The sequence below is a fragment of the Marinactinospora thermotolerans DSM 45154 genome, from assembly GCF_900167435.1.
Taxonomy (GTDB): domain Bacteria; phylum Actinomycetota; class Actinomycetes; order Streptosporangiales; family Streptosporangiaceae; genus Marinactinospora; species Marinactinospora thermotolerans.
Genome location: NZ_FUWS01000007.1, coordinates 72217 through 92687, shown reverse-complemented (window position 1 = coordinate 92687; position 20471 = coordinate 72217). Strand labels below are relative to the sequence as shown.

Sequence of the window (20471 nt, the reverse complement as noted above, 5' to 3'; positions counted from 1 at the left end):
CACGACGGTCACACTGTGCGCGGGGCCCCGCTCGTTCACGTGATCTTTGCTTGAAACAGAACGGGTTTCGGCCCATTCTGGTAGCCGACATTCTCACCGGGCGCGGGAAGGCGAGGTAGGGATGCGCCGGCATCTTGCGGCTTGTGCGGGCTCGGCGATGGTGTTCAGCGTGGCTTTCGGGGGCGTGAGCGCCCCCGCCTGGGCCGAACCGGAGCCCGGTCCCCGTCCGGCGGTCGACAGCGGGCGGCACAACAGCGGAAGCGAACCCGCCGAGCGCGATTCGGCCAAACCGGCGTCGCCCCCCGTGGCCGATTCCGGCCGCGCGAGGGTGCGCCGGGCCGAGGTGGAACCCCTGGGCGAGATCCGGTCACGGGAGTACTTCGCGGTGCTGCCGGGCACGGTCCCGGCGAGGACCCTCGCCGAGGTGCGCCGGATCGACGGCGTCGAGGCGGTCGAGGTCGTGGACGCCGCACGGGTACGCGTGGACGGCGAGACGACGTCGGTACTCGGTGTGGACGCCTCCTCCTTCCGGGGGTTCGCCCCGGAACCGTCGGCGAGGTCCGACGAGATCTGGCAGGGGGTCGCGGGCGGCGGCATCGCGCTCTCCAAGGAGGTCGGCGAACAGCGCCGTCTGGAACTCGGCCACGACGTCGAGGTCGCCGGCGGCAAGGGCATGGTCGAGCTTCCGGTCTGGACCCACGCGACCTCGGGCGTCGCGGGGATCGACGCGCTGGTGTCGCGCGAGGTCGCCGCCGAGCTCGGCTTCCCCGAGGGCAACGGCCTGGTCATCTCCGCTCCCGACGCCGACCTGTGGGACCTGCGCGATCGGCTGGAGGAGGTCCTGGGCGAGGACGCGGGCCTCCAGGTGCTCGCCGAGGAACCCGAGGACCGGCCCTTCGACGCCGAGGGCGACCCGGTCCCCGGTACGGTCGTCGAGAGGATGATCGCGGCGGCCGAGTCCAAGCTGGGCACCCCCTACGTGTGGGGCGACGAGGGGCCGGACAGCTTCGACTGTTCGGGCCTGGTCCAATGGGCGTTCGCCCAGGCGGGGGTGGCGGTGCCCCGGGTGACCCACGACCAGTGGTGGGCGGGGGAGCACGTCGACTACGCCGACGCCCGCCGTGGCGACCTGATCTTCTGGCGTACCGATCCCACCGCCCCCGACTACATCTCCCATGTCGCCATCTACCTCGGGGACGGGATGATGATCGAGGCCCCCCGTTCGGGTGACGTGGTGAAGGTGACCGAGGTCCGGATGGAGAAGATGGCCGGACTGGTCCGCGTCCACGTCTAGCGTCCCGACGCCGTCGCGCGCTCGCGGGCCGGGCCGGACGGTGGTGTTTTCCCAGGCGGGACGGTGCAACGCCGTTCTGGGGAGCGGACGGACATCGGGTCGGTGAGGACGAGGGCCGGTGGACCGTGGAGACGGACGGATCCTCCCGCACGGTCGGCCCGGCTCACGTCCCCGCCGCCTTCGGCGGCGGCGGTGGTCCGTCCTCGTCCGGTCGCGCGGAATGGGCGCACGGGGCGGTCGGGGCCGTCGCGGGTGCCGTCGTGATGGCCGCCGACCTGCTCCGTACCGGCGGTTCACCATCTCCGCCTGGACGGTTGTGGCCTCGTCGGATCCGATTCGATCGGTCACCGCCCCCGCACGGGGCCGGCCACGGGCTGGAAAGAGCGCCAGGGGCGGCGAGGACATGGCGGCGACGGACGAGCCGGCGCCGGCGGTCCGCGGAAGTCGCCTCGGAGCCGAGAAACGCGGCGTCACCGCCGGCCCACCCACGCGGTCGCCGAAGCGCCCACCCACACCCACGATCACCGCGTGTCCCGGTTGTGGCCCGGATTCGGTCCTGGGCGCTCCCCGGAGAACTCCGGGGAACGCATCGCCGCTCATCCGCCAAGGGCGGGCCGGGCCCGGCCCCTCGCGCGCCGGGGAGGCGGTGATCGTCGGGGGCTGTCCGGGCAGCCGCTCCCATGGACGGCATGGACCGTCCCGGAACGCTCACCCGATGTCCTCGGGGAGAGGGGCCGCCGGGATCGTGGCAGGTCCGGGGCGCAGCGAAGGGGCCGTGCCGCGCCGGCACGGCCCCTTCGGTCTCCTGTCGTGAGCCGGCCGGGAGGGGAGGGGCCGTATCACGCAGGAGCGGGAAGCAGGGGTTCCACCGAGGGAGGGGGTAGCCGGTGAAACGGGCCCTGCATCGTGGTCATCGAGTTATCGGGCAGCACTCCAAGGTAAAACAATGGTGCTTTCTCCCGCGTCAAGATAAGCCGCTCGCGCGTATTTTGGCAAGAGGGGAGCTGTTAGCCCGGTCGTTCCTAAAATAACGGAAAAATCAGCTCGGCGGGTTGAAACGATCGTATCCATTCTTCATGTCTTCCCGAGCCGATCGGGAACGGTCACCGCCCCACCGCGTACCCCTGGGCTCCCCGCGGGTTGGCGGCCGCGCGCAGCACGCCGCTCTCCGGATCGCGGCTCACCGCCGACAGGCGTCCCAGGGACCAGGGGCCCGACACCACCACACGGTGGCCACGCCGGCGCAGTTCGTCGATGACCTCCTCCCCCGCCCGGGACTCCACGACGAGTTCGCCCGGTGCCACCTCGCGCGGATGGAAGGAGCCGGGGAAGGCGTTGGTGTGGAACATGGGGGCGTCGATGGCCTCCTGGAGGTTCATGTCCCCGTGGACGAGGCGCAGGAAGTAGGTCAGCGACCACTGGTCCTGCTGGTCGCCTCCGGGGGTGCCCAGGGCCAGCACCGCCTCGTCGCCCCGGGTGACCAGCGTCGGGGTCAGGGTCGTGCGCGGTCGCCGGCCCGGTCCGACCACGCTGGGGGAGCGCCGGTCCAGCCAGAACATCTGGCCGCGGGTGCCCAGGGGGAATCCCAGAGCGGGGATGACCGGTGAGCTCGCCAGCCAGCCGCCGCTGGGCGTCGCCGAGACCATGTTGCCGTGCGCGTCGACGACGTCGAGGTGACAGGTGTCCCCGCGCTGCTCACCGGCGCGGTCGACCGTCGGCTCCCCGATGGTGTCCGGTCCGGGGCCGCCGCTGCCCACCAGGCGGAGTTCCGGCAGGTGGGGGGTGCGCCCATCGGGCGCCCCGGGACGTAGCTCGAGTGAGGCCGCCTCCCCGACGAGGGACGCGCGCTGTTCGGCGTAGGCGGGCGAGAGCAGTTCCGGCAGGGGGACGTCGACGAACCGGGGATCGCCGTACCACGCCTCCCGGTCGGCGAAGGCGAGCTTGGCCGCTTCCACGACCCGGTGCGCGAACTCCGCCGAGGTCACCTCCAGCTCTTTGGTGCCCAGGGCCTCGGCCAGCCGCAGCTGTTGCAGGAAGACGGGGCCCTGCCCCCACGGCCCGGTCTTGTGCACGGTCAGTCCCTCGTACTCCAGACTGACGGTGTCCTCGTAGGAGGCGCTCCAACCGGCCAGGTCGGCTCCGTCGAGGAGGGCCTGGTGATGCTCGCCGGAGCCGTCGGGGACGGGGGAGCGCAGGAAGCCCAGGATCTCCTCGGCGACGAACCCCTCGCGCCAGACGCGCCGGGCCGCGTCGATGCGGCCTTCGCGGGTGCGCGCAGCGCGTTCGGCCTCGTGCACGACGCGCTGGTAGGTGTCGGCGAGGGCCGGGTTGGCGAGGAAGGAGTCCGCGCGGGGGACGGTCCCGCCGGGCAGGTACAGCGCGGCCGACCCCGGCCACCACTCTCGGAACACCGGCTCCAGGGCGGCGATCTTCTCGACGATCTGCGGCATGAGCGGATAGCCGTTGCGGGCGTAGCCGATGGCGTGTTCGAGCACGTCGCGCACTTCCATGGTCCCGTGGTCGCGCAGCAGCAGCATCCAGGCGTCGAACGCGCCGGGAACGCACGCCGGCAGTACTCCGCTGCCGGGGACGCGCTCAAGCCCGGCGAAGGCCTCGGGGGTGGCGGCGGCGGGCGCGGGCCCCTGCCCGCAAATCACCGTGGGGGTGGCCCCGGAGGCGTGGAAGATGATGGGCACCTCTCCCGCGGGTCCGTTGAGGTGGGGTTCGACGACCTGGAGGGTGAACCCCGCCGCGACCGCCGCGTCGAACGCGTTGCCACCGCGTTCCAGCACCGACATGCCGGTGGCGCTGGCCAGCCAATGGGTGGAGGCGACCATGCCGAAACGGCCGCGAAGCTCGGGGCGTGTGGAGAAGGGATACATGGGGTCGGGAGCCTCCTGGGGACCGGATCCTGGCGGTGACGCGCGGCCAGCGTACCGATACGGGGAGATTTCGTACACGGTATGCCGTTGTCCGCCTGATAGGAGGAACGTCCATGCGTGGGGTTCCGGAACGGGGGCGGGCGGGTCCCGCGAACCGGAGGGCCGGGGCCGCTCTCCGGCGGCCGCCTTCGGCCCGTGGTCCCGGGCCCGCGCGGGGGTTCCGTCGGCGGGCGCGGGTACCAGTGAGGGAGGGGACCCGGCACACGGTCGGGGTGGCGTCACCGAGACCTGAGGAGGGCCGTGGCACACAGTTGGGTACCAGGAGCCGACACGACCGGATTCGGGGCCGACAACCTCCCCTACGGGGTGTTCTCCCGTGGGGGAGGGGCGCCCCGGGTGGGCGTCCGGATCGGGGAGTTCGTGCTGGACCTCGCCGGCACGTTGGGCGATCCGGAGTTCTGCGTGTCCTCGCTCGCCCCCTTCATGGCCCGTGGCTCCACGGCCTGGCGTGCCACCAGGGCCAAGATCGGGGGCATGCTGACCAGCGACTCCGGCCGCGCGAGGGCCGAACCCCACCTCGTCCCCCTGGCGGACGTCACGCTGCACCCACCGTTTGAGATCACCGATCTCACCTTCTTCCAGGACACGCCGCGGACCGGTGGCGGCCCTCGGCATTTCCCGGTGGGGCACCATGGCAGGGCGGGCACGGTCGTGCTGTCGGGCGGCGACATCGCGCGGCCCTCGGGGCAGTACCTGGAGCCGGGGGCCGACATCCCCACGTTCGGTCCGTCCCGCGAGGTCGACGTCGGTGCCGCGCTGGGGTTCGTGATCGGCGCGCCCACCCCACCCGGCCGCAGCGTCCCGGTCTCCGACTTCGCCCAACACGTCTTCGGCGTCGTCGTGGCGGGGGAGTGGAGCGCGCGCGACCTCCAGGGGTGGGAGGGCGGTCCCCTCCTCGGCCCGGCGTTTGCGACCTCGATCTCACCGTGGGTCGTCCCGCTCGACGCGCTGGGCGCGGCACGCCGCGCCGGACGGGAGCAGTCCCCGCCACCGCTCCCCTATTTGAGACGGGTCGCGGACTGGGGTTTGGACGTCACGCTGGAGATACGGCTCAACGGGCGGGTCGTCTCGCGTCCCCCCTACGCCTCGACGTATTGGACCGCCGACCAGATGCTCGCGCACCTGACGAGCGGCGGCGCGCCGCTGCGCACCGGCGACCTCTACGTCTCGGGAGCGGTCTCGGGGGAGGAACGAGACGAGGAGGGGACGCTCGTGGAGCCGGGCGGTGCGGAGGCGGCCCCGGTGCTCCTCGACGACGGTGACAGGGTCGTGATCACCGCCGCCGCGCGGGGGATGTCCGGTGGCACGATCCGGTTGGGGGAGGTCACCGCGGTGATCCACTCCGTGCGCGGGTGAGGGGGCGGGCGACGGGCAGACGGGGACCCGCCGAGCGGCGGGTCCCGGGTCCGGATGGATCAGAGCCAGAACAGCAGGTTCCAGGAGTCGAACGGCGGCATGGTCAGGCCGGGACCGGGCCGCGGCGCCTCCTCGGCGTTGTCCTCCTCGGCGGGTTCCTGCTCCAGCGGGGCGACGGCCTCCTCGACGCGCCACCGCTCCACCCGCAGCTGGTCGGAGCAGCTGGTGATCGCGGCGTCGCGAGCGGGGGCCTCGGCCTGGAGCCACAGCGCCTCGTCCCAGGCGGGTTCGCCCTGCGCCTCGCCGGAGGAGGCGGGGGCCGAGAGCTTGTCGGCCAGGCACTGCCGGATCTGCTGGTCGGTCACCGCGTTCGGGCGGGGCCGGGACGGGGGCGCCTCCTGCTCTGACGGCACCGGGGCGCCGGCCGGCGGCGCCGCGGGCGGGACGGGTATCCCCGGGTTCGAGGCGGGGCCCTGTTCGGGCTTGTTGGTCGCGGGTCGGGCGAGAGGCTCGTCCTGGGCGGTGCCCTCGGAGGAGGGCAGCGCTCCCGACAGGATCGGGTTGTTGGGGATCTGGACGCCGGCGAAACGGCTCTGGCGGATGCTGGAGCCGACCCTGGCCAGTTCCGCGGAGTCCCACATCTGCGGTTCGAGGAACACCGAGACGGCGACCCCGGGCTCGTCCACCCAGAACATGTGGCCGGTGCCCTCCGACAGGTAGGAGGTGCGTCCCCCCTCGGTGACCTTGCGCAGCGAGTCCTGGTCGAGGTCGGCGAAGTGCTCCTCGCGCAACCCGTCGAGGTCCTGCAGGGTCTCCGAGCGCATGATCGCCACCCGGGCGTGGGTCTGGCCGCCGAGGAGCCAGGAGACGTAGGCGGTACGGCCTCCCTCCTGCTCGGTACGCGCCTGGGCGCTGATGGCGTAGTTGTCCTCCTGGAGGGCGGAGGGAAGGTAGCCGATGTCGAATCCGTCGATCCGGTAGGCGATGGCGGAGCCCGGCCGGATCGCGGACCACGGGGGAGACGGCTGCTCCGCCACGGTGGCCACCGCCGCCGCGGGTGCGGCGCAGGCGAGGAACCCGGCCAGGGACACGGTGGCGGCGCCCGCCAGTGTGGTCCACTTCGTATGTGGCTTGCGCATGTTCGGTTCTCCTGTGACTACGGGATTTCGGACGTGGCACCTTGTGCGTCGCTACGTGCCACCTGTCCCAAAAATCTCACAGCATGTGATCAAATACTCACAAGGCGTAGTTCGTGTCGCGCGGTCGGATCGGACGCGAGCGGGGCGGGGCGCGGGTTTTCCGGTGCGGCACCGGTGGATCGCCCGCTCGACATTCCCCGGTAACCGGCTGAGATCACCCTGGAACGGTCAGTGCGTCCACGCGGAGTAGGGAGTGCCATGTTCAGTCGGCTCGGAGTGGTCGTGGCCACGGCCACCTGTCTCGTCATGGGAACCGCCGGAACGGCGGTGGCCGCCCCCACTGACGGGCCGGCCGGCCCATGGCGGGGCGGCGACCGTTCCGCGGTGGTGGGCGTGGCCCACCGCGGCGCCTCGGCCTACGCGCCGGAGAACACCCTCGCCGCGATCGAGGAGGCCCGGGCGCGGGGGGCGAGCACCGTCGAGATCGACGTCCAGCGCACCGCGGACGGTGAGCTCGTGCTGATGCACGACACCACCCTGACCCGCACGACCGACGTCGAGGAGGTCTTCCCGGGCCGCTCCTCCTACGCCGTGCGCGACTTCACGCTGGCGGAGATCCGCACGCTCGACGCCGGGTCCTGGTTCGGCGCCGCCTACGCGGGGGAGCGGGTCCCCACCTTCCAGGAGGCCCTGGACCTGCTGCGCGCCCACCGGCTCAACCTGCTGCTGGAGGTCAAGTCACCGTCCCTGTACGAGGGGATCGAGGCCGACATCGCCAAGACGCTCAAGCAGAACCGCTGGTGGCTGGCCGCCTCGGGGCATGGGCGGGACGCCCAGCCGCGTCTGGTGATCCAGAGCTTCGACTGGGAGTCGATGCGCGCCTCCCACGACCTGCTCCCGCGCGTCCCGCACGGGCTGCTCGGGGTGGTGCCCGAGGAGCGCATCGCCGAGTACGCCGGCTGGGCCGACCAGATCAACCCGAGCCACACCGCCGTTGACGCCGACTACGTCGCCGCGGTCCACGATGCGGGCCTGGAGGTCTTCGTCTACACCGTCAACCGGCCCGATGACATGCGCGCCGCCATCGCCAAGGGGGTGGACGGCGTCATCACCGACTACCCCGACGTCCTGCTCAAGGTCATCGAGGAGGAGACCGGCGCCCGGGGCTGACCTGGAGCCGGCCGGGCCCGCCCACGGGCGGGCCCGGCCGCGCGTCTAGTCGCGTCCGGGCACCCCGGGCCGGCGCTGCCAGGGACGCGGACCATCCAGCGGGCGGTACTCGACGCCGATCGCGTCCAGACGTCGCAGGTGGTCGGTGAGACGAGGCAGGAACTCGGCGTAGTCGCGTTCACCGGAGGACCACACGGTCTCGGCGAACGCCGACAGGCGGGGGAAGACCATGTAGTCGACCCGGCGCGGTGAGTCCATGTGCTCGGTCCACACGTTGACCTGCGCGCCGAGCACGTGCCGCGCCTCCTCCTCGGTCAGCTCCGTGGGGACCGGCTCGGAGGCGTAGACATCGGCGAGGGTCAAGACGGTGCCCACGGGGATGGGCTCGTCCGGGGAGTCGGACTGGCGGTAGTCCAGGTAGGACGTCTGGGTCGGGCACATCACCACGTCGTGCCCGGCCCGCGCCGCGGCGATGCCCCCCTCACGGCCGCGCCAGGACGCCACGGTCGCCCCGGGGGCCAAGCCCCCCTCCAGGATCTCGTCCCAGCCCAGCAGGCGCCGGCCGCGCTCGGTGAAGTAGCGGTCGAAGGCCCGGATGAACCAGCTCTGGAGTTCGTCCTCGTCGGCGAGTCCCTCGGACTTGATGCGCTCCTGGGCGATGGGGCTGTTGCGCCACTGTCCCTTGGGGCATTCGTCGCCGCCGACGCACACGTACTCGTCGGGGAACAGCTCCATGATCTCGTCGAAGACGTTCCGGTAGAACTCCAGCGTCGCGTCGGAGACGTTGAGCACCTCCTCGATGACCCCCCACCTGCGTCCGACCTGGAGGTCGCCGCTCTCGCCGAGCTCGGGATAGGCGGCGATCGCGGCCTGGGAGTGGCCGGGGATGTCGATCTCCGGAACGACCCGGATGTGGCGGGCGCCCGCGTAGGCGACGATCTCGCGGATGTCGTCCTGGGTGTAGAAACCGCCGTGCGGCCGGCCGTCGAAGGTCGGCGGGTCGCCCGCGCCGACCTGGCTCTCGTGCCGCCAGGACGCCACCTCGGTCAGCCGGGGGTAGCGCTTGATCTCGACGCGCCATCCCTGGTCGTCGCTGAGGTGCAGGTGCAACACGTTGAGCTTGTGCAGGGCCAGCAGGTCGATGAGCCGCAGCAGGTCGTGCTTCGGCAGGAAGTGGCGGGCGACGTCGATCATGCAGCCGCGCCAGCCGAACCGCGGTCGGTCGGTGATCTCGGTCGCGGGCAACCGCCACTCCCCGGGGAGCGGGGCGCGCCGGTAGGCGGCCGGGGGCAGCAGCTGGCGCAGTGTCTGGGCGCCGTAGAACACGCCGGCCGGGTCGTGTCCGACGATCTTCGCGCCCTCGGAGTCGATCGTGAGCCGGTAGCCCTCGGGGGACAGCCCGGCGGAGTCGTCCACCGAGAGCCGGATGTGGCGGCCGGCACCCGTGGCGGGGGGAAAGGCCAGCCCGGTCGCCGCTCCCAGCTCCGTGCGCAGCCACAGCGCGGTGCCCTGGGCGGCCTCGTCGCACGAGATCCCGGTCGCGGCGTCGAGGACCAGCCCGCTCCCCTCGCCCGGGGCGATCTGGGCGGGCCGGGGCACGAGTGAGTGTTCTGGCACGAGGGCTCCTTCATCCGGTCTAGACCAGTGTCGGGGCCATGTTGCCATGAGGGGCAGGAAAAGGACATAGCGGAAGGGAGGTGGCGGGCTTCCCCAGGGGAGAGCGCCCTCCCCCTCTCGCGATCCCTCGATGAGGCGCGGGTCAGGTCAGCGGCCGGCGACCGCCAACCGCCCGGCCTCGGGGGGCGCGGGAGCGTAGCGCTCCTTCACCGTCTCGACGTGGACCCACGTCTCGACCACACGTATGCCGGGCAGGGCGCGCAGCCGTTCATACACCGAGTAGAGGTCGGAGGTGGACTCCGCGGCGACCGTGCCGATCGCGTCCACCCGTCCCAGGCAGCGGGTCAGGTGGTGGATACGCTCCCAGGAGGTGACCTCGTTGAGGGCGTCGCCCGATTCCTCCTCCAGGCGCAGCGCGAACCCGCCGATCCGCCCGAACCCGAGCGCCGCCGGATCGACGACGGCGGTGACCCGTATCGCGGAGGCGTTGATCAGCCGGAGCACCCGACTGCGCACCGCTCCGGCGGACAGGCCGACCGCGCCGGCCAGGTCGGCGAAGGAGGTGCGCCCGTCCTTCTCCAGCAACCTCATCAGCCGTTCGTCCAGCGGGTCGACGTCGACCGCCCGCGGGTCCTGCGCAGGCAGGTGGGGGTCCTTGAGCACGTGGGTGCACACGGCGGTGTCGACGTCGCGGACGCCGGGGAGGGCGCGCACCCGCTCGACCGCCTCGGTCAGGTCGGGCAGGCCGCGGCCGCGTACTTCGGCGACCAACGGGAAGCGGCCGGCGGTCAGGCTCACCGGGGCGATGTGGGGGAGGGCGGCCACGGCGCCGGCGACGGGGGCGGCGTCGGAGAAGACATCGATGAACAGGTGCGCCACCGCGCGGATCGAGCGCACCGCCGGATGCACGATGCCGATGACCTGTAGGGCGCCGGACCCGAGGAGGCGCTGTACCCGCAGCCGTGTCGCCGCGCGTGAGAGCCCGACACGTCCGGCGAGCGTCTCGAACGCCAGGCGCCCGTCGGTCTGCAACTCGCGGACGATCGCCGCGTCCGTGGCGTCCAGCTCCACTGCGCGCACTCGGCTCACCTACCTCGTCTGGGGGATGTGCGCCCAATTGTGCCGAGCGGCGCGATTCCGTGGAAGCCGCGACCGGGACCGGCCACCCGTTCGGGTGGGGAGCGGGAACGGGTGCGTTCGCGGTATGGGACGTCGCGTTGCGTGATGTGACGGGGATCTCTCGCGCCGGTTTTTCGGGGAGCGAACCCCCTGGTCGCCGGGGGTTCGGTCGGATGGGGTGAGATGTCGGGCTTCAGGCCCTCTGTTCTCACGAAGTGTCAAAAGGTACTTTTCAGAATTGGTGGCAGGAATTTGCCTGAACGGAGGTGAGACGTGGCCGATCCTCGCGTGGCCATCACGGATACCGGAGGGCTCGACCCGTCCCCCGTCATGGACTTCCTGACCCGTGCCGGCTTCCAGGTGCGTTTCCTCGGCACCTGCGACCCCGACGACATCGTGGCCGGCGCCCGCGGCGCCGTCGCGCTCATCACGGGCGAGGTCCGGGTGGACGCCGGTCTCCTGGACCGGCTGCCGGACCTGCGCCTCATCGTCACCGCGCGCTCCGACGCCTCCGCCGTGGACGTCGAGACGGCCGAACGGCGCGGGCTGTGGGTGGCCTGTCTTCCCGGAGCCGCCGACCCGCACTCCAGCGCCCACCAGGCCATCGCCCTCGCCATCTCCCAGGCGCGCCGCCTCGCCTGTGAGGAGGGGACCCCGTGCCGGCCCGCGCGGTTGACCCTCGGACTGGTGGGGATGGGGGAGACGGGGTTCCGCGCCGCCGAACTCGCCCGCCCCTTGTTCGGCCGCGTCGTCGGGACCGGCCCCCAGACCGGGGCGTGGCCATCGGGGGTGGCGCGCATGGACCTGCCCGACCTGATGGAGGCCAGCGACATCATCTCGGTGCACGTCCCCCTCTCCGCGCGCACCGAAGGACTCGTCGACGCGGACGCCCTCGGCCGCGTCCGTCCGGGCGCGATCCTGGTGAACCTGTCCGACCCCGCTGTGGTGGACCGCGGCGCGCTGCTCACCGCCCTGCACACGGGCCGGCTCGCCGGGGTCGCGGGAAGCCCGGCCCTGGCGCTCCCGTCCCGTCTCGGAGCGCCCTCGCCGCTGCGCAACCACCCCGCCGTCCAGCTCTGTCCACAGGCGGAGCAGGCCCGCGACCGGGCCGTGCGCCTGGCGCGTAACGTCGTCTCCTGGTGGGAGCGGGGCATCCCCCTGGACCCGGTGGCCCGCAGCGACACCCGTCCCTTCCCCGCCTCCGAGGTCTCCGCCGCACCCTGCTGAGCCCCGTCCGACCGGAAGGCCGCGGGCTCTCGCGGCGCGGCCCCCTCCCGCTCCCCCTAAGCTCGGGCGCGTGAACCGGATCCTCGCCACGGTGCTCGTCGTCTTGTCCTCCGCCGCCGTACTCGTCCTGGAGATCGTCGTGGTGCGGCTGGTCGCCCCCTACGCGGGGGACACCTTAGAGACCTACACCGCCGCCATCGGCGTCGCGCTGGGAGCCATCGCGCTCGGCGCCAAGCTCGGCGGTGACGCCGCCGACCGCCGTCCCCCCGGCGGTCTCCTCGGCCCCCTCCTGGTCTTCGGCGGCGGCCTGACCATGCTGGCCCGCCCCATCGTCATCGGAGCCGGTCCACTGCTCACCGGCGCGGGCCCCATCACCGCGCTGCTCCTCGTCGCCTCGGGCATCGCGTTGCCCGTGGCGTTGCTGTCCGCGGTCACCCCGGTCGTCGTCAAGACCCAGTTGGCCGACCTCGACCAGGCCGGCGGCGTCGTCGGGCGTTTCAGCGCCTGGGGGACGGTCGGCTCGCTCGCCGGCACCTTCCTCACCGGCTACGTGCTCATCAGCGCCCTGCCGGTGTCCATGGTGCTGCTGGTCACCGGCGGCGGCCTCGTCCTTCTCGGCGGTGTGCTCCTGCTACGTCACGGGGTGCCGCGCGGTGGACGCGGGGGCGCGGCGATGCTCGCCGTGGTCACCCTGGGCGGCGGACTCCTCGTCAGCGTGCCCTCCTCCTGCGACGTCGAGACCGCCTACTACTGCGCGCGGGTCGAAACCGATCCGCAACGGCCGACGGGCCGCGTGCTCTACCTCGACGACCTGCGCCACGGCTATGTCGATCTCGCCGACGCCGCCCACCTGGAGTTCGCCTACACCCAGTGGTTCGGGGCCGCGATCGACGCCCTCGCACCGGCCGGACCGATCGACGCGCTGCACATCGGCGGCGGCGCCTACACCATGCCGCGCTGGCTGGCCGAGACCCGGCCGGGGTCCACCGGGGAGGTGCTCGAACTCGACCCGGCCGTCACCCGGATGGCACGCGCCGAACTGGACCTGCGCACCGGTCCGGACCTGAGCGTCCACGCGGGGGACGCGCGCACGGGCGTCGCGGTCGCGCCGGCCGAGAGCTACGACGTGGTCGTCGGGGACGCCTTCGGCGGGCTCAGCGTCCCCTGGCACCTCACCACCCGGGAGTTCGCGGCGCAGGTCCACCGGGTGCTGCGCGACGGGGGCGTCTACGTCGTCAACGTCATCGACCGGGGGCCGCGCGCCTTCCTCGGCGCGGAGGTGGCGACCCTGCGCCAGGTGTTCGACCACGTCGAAGTGGTCGGGGCGCGGGGCGGCTTCGCCTCCGAGGTGGGTGGCAACCACGTCGTCGTCGCCTCCGACACCCCCCTCGACCGGGAGCTGCTGGATCGGGCCGTCACCGCGTCGCCCCGGCCGGGCGAGCTGGCCGCCCCCGATCTCGTCGCCCAGTGGGTGCGCCGCGGCCCGGTGCTCACCGACGACCACGCCCCCGTCGACCAGCTCATCACCCCCTACCTGACCTGAGCGGACCCTCCGGCGGCCCCCGCGCGCGGGGGCCCACCCCTCTCCCGGGGTAGGGCCGACACCACCTGTTCTCGGGATGGTGGCCATATGGCCGCCGTCCCCTCCCCTCCATAGCGTTTCTGTCGGGAAGGACGACGACGCAGACGCCTGTCGGAGAGGGGAGGCCGGCCGTGTGCCACCATCCGCACCGCCGGAACCGGTCCACCGGTCCGGGGGCACGACGATGACCGCCGCCGTCGCGATCGCCCTCGCCGGCGCGCTGTGCATGGCGCTGGGCTCGGCTCTCCAGGAACGTGACGCGGTGGGCGCCCCCGGCCGCGGGGTCGCCCGGGCCGGGTTCCTCCTGCACCTTCTCCGGCGGCCGCGCTGGCTGCTGGGGACCGTTGTCGTGGGGTGCGGTGTCGCGCTGCACCTGGTCGCGCTCAGCGGCGCGCCGCTGACCGTCGTCCAGCCGGTCGGCGTCACCGGTCTGTTGTTCGCGATCGTGCTGGCCGGGCTGTTCGGCCGTCGCCCGATCCCCGCCGGCCAGGTTCTCGCGGGGGTGGCGGTCATGGTCGGCCTGGCCGGACTGCTGTTCCTCTTCCCGCACGCCGTGGCGCGTCCGGTCATGGGCGTCGGCACCGGTGCCGCGCTGGTGGGCGTGGCCCTGGCCGTCGCGTTCCTCGCCCATGGCCTCGCCCACCGGCTGGCGGCCGGCCCGCGCGCCATGCTGCTCGCCGCGGCGGGCGGCGCCGCGCTCGGCACGACGTCCGCGCTCGCCCGGGTGGTGGCCGCGGGCGCCGCCGCCGAACCGCTGACGGTGCTCAGCCCGCTCACGCTCTTCGCGCTGGTCGCGGCGCTGGCCGGTGGGCTGCTCCAGCAGAACGCCTACCGCACCGGCCACTTCGCCGCGGCCTACGCGACGCTGCTCGTCGCCGACCCGCTCGTGGGCGCCGGAATCGGGGTGCTGCTGCTGGGCGAGCAGCTGCCCGTGGGCGCCCCCGACCGCCTGCTCGCCACGGTCGCAGGGCTCCTGGCCGTTGCCGGGATCGCGGTGCTGGCCCGGGCGAAGTACCGCGCCCCCGATGCGGGGCGCAACGGCGACCGTGCCACCACATCCGTCACCACCACCCCAGGAGACACGACATGACCGCGCTCCCCCCATCCCCCCAGACCTCGCCCGGCCGGCCGGCGGGCCCGGCGCTGCGGATCCTCATCGGCACCGACACCTACCCGCCCGACGTCAACGGCGCCGCCTACTTCACCCACCGCCTGGCCGTGGGACTGGCGGAGCGCGGACACGACGTGCACGTGGTGTGCGCCTCCGCCGACGGGCCGCCGCACGTCGAACGCGCGGAAGGCGTCACCCTGCACCGGTTGCGCTCGTCGCGGGTCGTGCCGCACTCGCCCATGAGGGTGGCGGTGCCGTTGGGGGTGGACGGGCACCTGTCCCGTCTCATCACCCGCCTGGCACCCCACGCGGTGCACTCCCAGAGTCATTTCACGATCAGCCGCGCCGTCATCCGGCGCGCCCGCGCGGCCGGGGTGCCGGTCGTGCTGACCAACCACTTCATGCCGGAGAACCTGTTCGCCCACGCCCACATCCCCCCGCGCCTGCAGGCGGTCAGCGCCCGGCTGGCGTGGCGGGACATGATGCGGGTCGGTCTCCAGGCCGACCACGTCACCACGCCCACCGAGCGTGCCGCCCGCCTGCTCAGGGAACAGGGGTTCGCGCGGCCGGTCGAGGTGCTGTCGTGCGGCATCGACCTGGAGCGTTTCCGCCCCCGCGGGCAGGAGCGCGCGGCGGCGCGTGTGCGCCTGGGGCTGCCCGAGCGCGACACGATCGTGTTCGTGGGGCGGCTCGACGAGGAGAAACGCATCGACGAGCTGATCCGGGCGTTGCGCGAGGTCCTGCGCCACCGCGACGTCCAGCTCGCGCTGGTCGGAACGGGACAGCGCGAGAAGGAGCTGCGCGCCCTCGCCCAGGAGATCGGGGTCGCCGGGCGTGTCCACTTCCTCGGGTTCGTCCCCGACGAGGAGTTGCCGCTCGCCTATGTCGCGGCCGACCTGTTCGCGATCGGGGGCATCGCGGAGTTGCAGAGCATCGCGACCCTGGAGGCGATGTCCACCGGGCTTCCGGTCGTCGCGGCCGATGCCATGGCGCTGCCGCACCTGGTGCGTCCGGGCCGCAACGGCCATCTGTACCCGCCGGGGGACGTCGCCACGCTCGCGCGCCACCTCCTGGACGTGCTGGAGTCGCCGTCCCGACGGGCGGAGATGGGGGCGGCCAGCCGCGAGATCGTGCTCCAGCACGACCAGCGCCGCTCGCTCGACCGATTCGAGGAGCTCTACGCGCGGATACGGCCGAGACGGTCCGGTACGTCGCCGCATGGCGCCGCTCCGCTCACCCGGGTTCCGCTGCGGCGCGACAACGGGATGGCGGCCTGACGGGCCTGATCCGCGGGGTGCCGGGAAGACCGGCGCCCCTTTGCTTTCCGTAGTCTTTGCGTCACGTCGTGGTGGCGCCCTGGTGTCGCGGGAAACACATTCGGTGTGTGGTTTCTGGGGGGTGGCCGGGCCGGGGCGGCGGCCGTGGTCGACGAACTGGTCGCCCGGCTCGAACGGGCCGAGGGGGACGTCCGCGCCTGTGAGGCGGTGATGGCCGAGTGGTGGCGTCGGCACGCCGAGATCCAAAAGCGGGTGCAGCAGATGGAGACCGAGCTGGCCGGACTGCGCCAGGAGCGCATCGACGTCTACGCGCGCTGGTGGGACGCGCGCGAAGCCCACAGTCGCGGCAGGTTGCTCGTCCGGCGGCTGCGCAGACGCCTGGAACAGGCCCGGCGGCGCTGTCCGGCGCCGGGTGGGCACCCGGAGGGTGAGCAGGACGGCCGGCGAGGTGTGTGAGGAAGTGTCGTTTCCCGGAAAGCAGCCTTCCACCTGGGCGATTTCCATCGGAAACAAAGACGCTCCCGGACATATAATCCTCCCCATGCGGATCATGGAGGCCGAAGCGCGCCGCCCGGGCGACATCAACGATCCGGACTGCCCCACCCGCCGGCTCATCGACAGGGTCGGCGACAAGTGGAGCGTGCTCGTCATCCTGCGCCTGTTCGAGCGGACCCACCGCTTCTCCGAATTGCGTACCGCCATCGGCGGCGTCACGCCGAAGGTGCTCACCCACACCCTGCGCGCGCTGGAACGGGACGGTCTGGTCGAGCGTCACGTCTACGCCGAGGTTCCGCCGCGCGTGGAGTACCGTCTCACCGGCCTGGGGCACAGCATCGTCGCGCCGTTGGCCGCCTTGCGCGACTGGGCCGAGGAGCACATTCCCCAGGTCGTCCAGGCGCGCGAACGCTATGACGCCGCGCACGCGAAGGGACCCGAGGGGGAGTGAGCCCGGCGGCGCTCACTCCTCCGCCTTCTCGCCGAACACGGTGCTGTCCAGCGTCGTGACCAACGCCCGGCTCACCTCGTGGGCCGCGGTGTAGAGGGCGCGCAGCGTCGCGTTGATCGAGGGGCGCTGGATGGTCGCGGCGCGGGCCACCGCGTAGACGTCGCGGGTCGGCGCGCGGCCCGGCAGCCGGCGGAACACCAGGCCGCCGTTGCCGGACAGGGCGGCCAGCGAGGGAACGGCGGCGATTCCGATCCCGCGGGCGACCAGGCTGAGGATGGTGCCCAGCCCCTCGAACTCCCAGGCGGTGGACAAGACACTGCCGATTCCGGCGAGCAGCCGGTCGGTGGCGGCGCGCGAGGGTTCTCCCGGCGGGGCGACGACCCACGCCTCGTTGCGCAACCGGCGCAGGTCGACGGGGCGGTCGGGGTCGGCCAGCCGGTGCCCCTCGGGTACCGCGAGCACCATCGGGTCGTTGAGCAGGTGGTGGTGGCGCAGCTTGCCGGAGAGGCTGTCGGGGAGCTGTCCCGTCCAGTCGTCGACCAGCGCGATGTCGGCCTCCCCCGCGGCCACCTGGCGTTTGCCCGCCCCCTCCGAGGACTGGCGCAACACCAGTTGCAGCCCCGGGTGCTCGTGCAGGCTCTGCGCCAGGACGGGGGCGAAGGCCACCGCCGCGGTGGGGAAGGCCGTGATGGTGACCCGGCCGAGCGGCACGCCGTTCTGCGCGGCCAGCACCGCCTCGGCCGCCTCGACCATGGCCAGGATCTGCTCGGCGTGCTCGGCGAGCAGCCGCCCGGCGTCGGTGAGCTCGGCGCTGCGGGCGGTACGGTCCAGCAGAGCCGTCCCCACCTCGCGCTCCAAGGTCGACAGTTGCTGTGACACCGCGGAGGGGGTGTAGCCGAGGGCGGTGGCGGTGGCCGCGATGGTCCCTTGGGCGGCGAACTCTTTGAGGACGTTGAGTCGGCGTAGATCGAGCATAAGGAAAGCTTATGGTAACCCTCGCAAAGAGTCGCTTGTGCTAATGGCGGTGGATCGGCAGTCTAGGGGTAGCCGGAGGCCAAGGAAGAGGCCGACCGGCTCTCAACACCACCACTGCACATATGCGGAGTTGATCTCTCCATGGCTGTCACCGTGTCCGCCACCCTCGCCGTCAACGAGGCCCTGACGGAAAGGAGGCGCCAGGGACTGCCCGTTCTGCCGATGGGCTTCGGCGAAGCGGGTCTGCCCGTCCACCCGGCCCTGCGCGACGCCCTGTCCGCCGCGGGCGGCCGTAACGCCTACGGCCCGGTGGCGGGAAGCGAGGAACTGCGCGAGGCGGCCGCCGGGTACTGGACACGCCGCGGCCTTCCCACCCGGGCCGACCAGGTGGTTGCCGGGCCGGGGAGCAAGCCCCTGCTGTACGCGCTGTTGCCCGCCATCGGCGGGGACGTGGCCATCGCCTCGCCGAGTTGGGTCAGCTACGCGGCGCAGGCCCAGCTGGCGGGATGCCGACCGCTCCTCGTGCCGACCCCGCCCGCCCAGGGCGGGGTGCCCGAACCCGACCTGCTGCGCGCGGCCGTCACCGCGGCCCGGGCCGAGGGACGTGACATGCGGACCGTCATCGCCACGGTTCCCGACAACCCCACCGGCACCGTCGCCTCGCACGATACGGTGCGCAGGCTCGCCGAGGCGGCACGCGACCTCGATCTCGTCATCGTCTCCGACGAGATCTACCGTGACCTCGTCCACGACCCCGCGACCGAGGTGCACAGCGCCGCGGAGTTCGCCCCCGAACGCACGATCATCACGACCGGGCTGAGCAAGAGCCTGGCCCTGGGAGGGTGGCGGATCGGCGTGGCCCGCCTCCCCGAAAGCGAGATGGGGCGCAGGATCGGGGCCGACCTGGTCGGTATCGCCAGCGAGATCTGGTCCAGCCCGGCCGGCCCGGTGCAACAGGCGGCCGCCTACGCCTTCACGGAACCCGCCGAACTCGTCGAGCACGTCGCGCGTAGCCGCCGCCTGCACGGCATCGTCGCGCGGGCCGTGGCCGACCGGTTCGCCGCGGCCGGGGCCATGGTGGCCCCACCCCAGGCGGGTTTCTACCTCTACCCCGACTTCGACAACTGCCGGCAACGGCTGGAACGCGACCACGGCGTCACGACCGGCCCCGCTCTGGCGGCCTTCCTCCTGGAGGAGCACGGCGTCGGCGTGCTGCCCGCCGTGGAGTTCGGCGAATCGGACACGGCGCTGCGGTTGCGGGTGGCGACCAGCCTGCTCTACGGCACCAGCGAGGCGCAGCGCCGCGGCGCGCTCGACGCCGAGGACCCCACGCTCCTGCCCTGGGTCCGCTCCCACCTCGACCGGCTCGAAGAGGTGCTGGCCGCGGTGACCGGCCCCGCCCGGGTGGCGGTGGGGTGAGCAAGCTTCCGCCGCCCGCCCCGGGGCGGGCGGCGGGATCAACGGCGGGGAGGGCGCGGCGTCACCGCGAGGACGGCACCAGCGCCCGACCTCCCGACCGTGGTGGCGGGACACGCCGTGCCCCGCTCCCCGGCGCCACCGGGGCAGCGGCCGGCGAGATCACGTCCCGGTAGTGTTCCAGCAGCCGATCGTTGACCACCGTCCAGGTCCGCGCGACGACGCCGGACCGAGCAGCGTCGGCGAGCCGGGAACGCAGGCCGGGATTGTGGATGAGCCGCCCCGCCGCCACACGCAGCTCGCGCACCGAGTCCGGTGCGTAGAGCAGCCCGTTGCGCCCGTCGCGGACGAGATCGAGGGGACCGCCCGCGGCGGGCGCGACGACGGGCACACCCGAGGCCAGGGCCTCCTGTACCGACTGGCAGAACGTCTCGTCGGCGCCGGTGTGGACGAACACGTCGATCGACGCGAACACGCGCGACAGCCTCTCGCCGGACAACTGCCCGAGGAATACCGCCCCGGGGATCCGACGGCGCAACCGGGAGAGTTCCGGGCCGTCGCCGACGACGACCAACCGGGCTCCACGCAACCGCGCCACCTCGGCCAGCAGCCCCACGCGCTTGTCCCGGGAGAGCCGGCCCACGTAGCCGACGAGCACCTCGCCGCCGGGAGCGAGACGTCGACGCAGCTCCTCGTCACGGTGCCGGGGGGAGAACCGTTCGCCGTCCACCCCCCGTGGCCACAGCGCGAGCCGGGGGAAGCCCAGCTCGGAGAGGCGGCTCAGGGTCGCCGACGAGGGCACCAGCGTCAGGTCCGCGGCCGCGTGCACCCGGCGCAGCAACGGCCACAGCCGCTCGGAGGCGGGAAGGCCGTAGCGACCGGCGAAGCCGACGAGGTCGGTCTGGAAGACCGCCACCGTCGGCAGCGCCCAGCGCCGCGCCGCCTCCATCGCGGCCCAGCCGAGCAGGGCGGGCGAGGCCAGGTGCACGACGTCGGGGGAGAAGGCGCGCAACGCGGCCGTCACCATGCGCCGGGCCGGCAGGCCGACGCGGAACGAACGGTAGCCGGGCAGCGGGGTGGCCGGCAGGCGCAGCACGGGCCGTCCCGCGTATGAGAGGGGGCCTGGCCCCGGCGCGAGGACGACGACCTCGTGGCCGCGCGCGGCCAGGTGCTCGACGGTCCGGCACACCGAGTTGGTGACGCCGTTGACCTGTGGAAGGAAGGACTCGGTCACGATGGCGACGCGCATGGGGGGCGCCGATGGAAGGGGGGCGGGGGGAACGAGGACGGAGGTCATGGG

Annotated in this window: 16 protein-coding genes; 10 read left to right on the top strand and 6 right to left on the bottom strand. The window is 72.9% G+C overall.

Annotated features, from left to right (window positions below):
- The first annotated feature begins 121 nt into the window (after positions 1 to 121).
- Positions 122 to 1294, top strand: coding sequence for a C40 family peptidase (locus B5D66_RS13875; RefSeq protein ID WP_078762155.1), 1173 nt, complete (start codon positions 122 to 124; stop codon positions 1292 to 1294).
- Positions 1295 to 2397: 1103 nt separating this feature from the next.
- On the opposite strand, the gene B5D66_RS13870 is transcribed toward B5D66_RS13875, so the two are convergent.
- Positions 2398 to 4176 carry a gamma-glutamyltransferase family protein gene (locus B5D66_RS13870; RefSeq protein WP_078762154.1) on the bottom strand — a complete coding sequence of 593 codons (1779 nt, stop codon included), beginning with the start codon at positions 4174 to 4176 and terminating at the stop codon, positions 2398 to 2400.
- 300 nt (positions 4177 to 4476) lie between these two features.
- On the opposite strand from B5D66_RS13870, the gene B5D66_RS13865 reads away from it, so the two are divergent.
- The gene (locus B5D66_RS13865) at positions 4477 to 5592 is read left to right on the top strand and encodes a fumarylacetoacetate hydrolase family protein (RefSeq protein ID WP_078762153.1); all 1116 of its coding nucleotides are present in this window, start codon (positions 4477 to 4479) and stop codon (positions 5590 to 5592) included.
- Between the two features lie 59 nt (positions 5593 to 5651).
- On the opposite strand, the gene B5D66_RS13860 is transcribed toward B5D66_RS13865, so the two are convergent.
- Positions 5652 to 6731, bottom strand: coding sequence for a hypothetical protein (locus tag B5D66_RS13860; RefSeq protein WP_078762152.1), 1080 nt, complete (start codon positions 6729 to 6731; stop codon positions 5652 to 5654).
- A 258-nt stretch (positions 6732 to 6989) separates the two neighbouring features.
- On the opposite strand from B5D66_RS13860, the gene B5D66_RS13855 reads away from it, so the two are divergent.
- Positions 6990 to 7901, top strand: a complete 912-nt coding sequence (locus B5D66_RS13855; RefSeq protein ID WP_078762151.1) for a glycerophosphodiester phosphodiesterase — start codon at positions 6990 to 6992, stop codon at positions 7899 to 7901.
- Between the two features lie 45 nt (positions 7902 to 7946).
- On the opposite strand, the gene B5D66_RS13850 is transcribed toward B5D66_RS13855, so the two are convergent.
- Positions 7947 to 9566 (bottom strand): beta-N-acetylhexosaminidase, encoded by a 1620-nt coding sequence (locus tag B5D66_RS13850; protein ID WP_144390123.1) that lies wholly within the window; start codon positions 9564 to 9566, stop codon positions 7947 to 7949.
- Positions 9567 to 9665: 99 nt separating this feature from the next.
- Complete coding sequence (locus B5D66_RS13845; RefSeq protein ID WP_144390122.1) at positions 9666 to 10598, bottom strand: Lrp/AsnC family transcriptional regulator; 933 nt, start codon at positions 10596 to 10598, stop codon at positions 9666 to 9668.
- Positions 10599 to 10910: 312 nt separating this feature from the next.
- On the opposite strand from B5D66_RS13845, the gene B5D66_RS13840 reads away from it, so the two are divergent.
- The 6 genes from B5D66_RS13840 (at position 10911) to B5D66_RS13815 (ending at position 16780) form a co-directional block, all read left to right on the top strand.
- On the top strand, positions 10911 to 11864 hold the full coding sequence (locus B5D66_RS13840) for an NAD(P)-dependent oxidoreductase (RefSeq protein WP_078762148.1): 954 nt from the start codon (positions 10911 to 10913) through the stop codon (positions 11862 to 11864).
- A 70-nt stretch (positions 11865 to 11934) separates the two neighbouring features.
- Entirely contained in the window at positions 11935 to 13407 is a 1473-nt protein-coding gene (locus B5D66_RS13835; protein ID WP_078762147.1) for a fused MFS/spermidine synthase, read from the top strand.
- A gap of 223 nt (positions 13408 to 13630) precedes the next feature.
- Entirely contained in the window at positions 13631 to 14536 is a 906-nt protein-coding gene (locus B5D66_RS13830; protein WP_078762146.1) for a DMT family transporter, read from the top strand.
- The gene (locus B5D66_RS13825; protein ID WP_078762145.1) at positions 14533 to 15834 is read left to right on the top strand and encodes a glycosyltransferase; all 1302 of its coding nucleotides are present in this window, start codon (positions 14533 to 14535) and stop codon (positions 15832 to 15834) included. Before B5D66_RS13830 ends, B5D66_RS13825 begins: the two co-directional genes overlap by 4 nt.
- Positions 15835 to 15978: 144 nt before the next feature.
- Positions 15979 to 16290, top strand: a complete 312-nt coding sequence (locus B5D66_RS13820) for a hypothetical protein (RefSeq protein WP_144390121.1) — start codon at positions 15979 to 15981, stop codon at positions 16288 to 16290.
- A gap of 85 nt (positions 16291 to 16375) precedes the next feature.
- Positions 16376 to 16780 carry a winged helix-turn-helix transcriptional regulator gene (locus B5D66_RS13815; protein ID WP_078762143.1) on the top strand — a complete coding sequence of 135 codons (405 nt, stop codon included), beginning with the start codon at positions 16376 to 16378 and terminating at the stop codon, positions 16778 to 16780.
- A 12-nt stretch (positions 16781 to 16792) separates the two neighbouring features.
- Here the strand turns inward: B5D66_RS13815 and B5D66_RS13810 are convergent, their stop codons facing one another.
- Positions 16793 to 17755 carry a LysR family transcriptional regulator gene (locus B5D66_RS13810; RefSeq protein WP_078762142.1) on the bottom strand — a complete coding sequence of 321 codons (963 nt, stop codon included), beginning with the start codon at positions 17753 to 17755 and terminating at the stop codon, positions 16793 to 16795.
- A 141-nt stretch (positions 17756 to 17896) separates the two neighbouring features.
- On the opposite strand from B5D66_RS13810, the gene B5D66_RS13805 reads away from it, so the two are divergent.
- A complete protein-coding gene (locus B5D66_RS13805; protein WP_078762141.1) occupies positions 17897 to 19174 on the top strand; it encodes a pyridoxal phosphate-dependent aminotransferase in 1278 nt (425 codons plus the stop codon).
- A 61-nt stretch (positions 19175 to 19235) separates the two neighbouring features.
- Here the strand turns inward: B5D66_RS13805 and B5D66_RS13800 are convergent, their stop codons facing one another.
- On the bottom strand, positions 19236 to 20420 hold the full coding sequence (locus B5D66_RS13800; RefSeq protein WP_200813654.1) for a glycosyltransferase family 4 protein: 1185 nt from the start codon (positions 20418 to 20420) through the stop codon (positions 19236 to 19238).
- Positions 20421 to 20471: the final 51 nt, after the last annotated feature.

Bases quoted from the DNA above. Each gene is read 5' to 3' on its own strand.
- B5D66_RS13875 (WP_078762155.1), top strand. From the start codon at position 122: ATGCGCCGGCATCTTGCGGCTTGTGCGGGCTCGGCGATGGTGTTCAGC.
- B5D66_RS13870 (WP_078762154.1), bottom strand. From the start codon at position 4,176: ATGTATCCCTTCTCCACACGCCCCGAGCTTCGCGGCCGTTTCGGCATG.
- B5D66_RS13860 (WP_078762152.1), bottom strand. From the start codon at position 6,731: ATGCGCAAGCCACATACGAAGTGGACCACACTGGCGGGCGCCGCCACC.
- B5D66_RS13855 (WP_078762151.1), top strand. From the start codon at position 6,990: ATGTTCAGTCGGCTCGGAGTGGTCGTGGCCACGGCCACCTGTCTCGTC.
- B5D66_RS13850 (WP_144390123.1), bottom strand. From the start codon at position 9,566: ATGGCAACATGGCCCCGACACTGGTCTAGACCGGATGAAGGAGCCCTC.
- B5D66_RS13830 (WP_078762146.1), top strand. From the start codon at position 13,631: ATGACCGCCGCCGTCGCGATCGCCCTCGCCGGCGCGCTGTGCATGGCG.
- B5D66_RS13825 (WP_078762145.1), top strand. From the start codon at position 14,533: ATGACCGCGCTCCCCCCATCCCCCCAGACCTCGCCCGGCCGGCCGGCG.
- B5D66_RS13815 (WP_078762143.1), top strand. From the start codon at position 16,376: ATGCGGATCATGGAGGCCGAAGCGCGCCGCCCGGGCGACATCAACGAT.
- B5D66_RS13810 (WP_078762142.1), bottom strand. From the start codon at position 17,755: ATGCTCGATCTACGCCGACTCAACGTCCTCAAAGAGTTCGCCGCCCAA.
- B5D66_RS13805 (WP_078762141.1), top strand. From the start codon at position 17,897: ATGGCTGTCACCGTGTCCGCCACCCTCGCCGTCAACGAGGCCCTGACG.
- B5D66_RS13800 (WP_200813654.1), bottom strand. From the start codon at position 20,420: ATGCGCGTCGCCATCGTGACCGAGTCCTTCCTTCCACAGGTCAACGGC.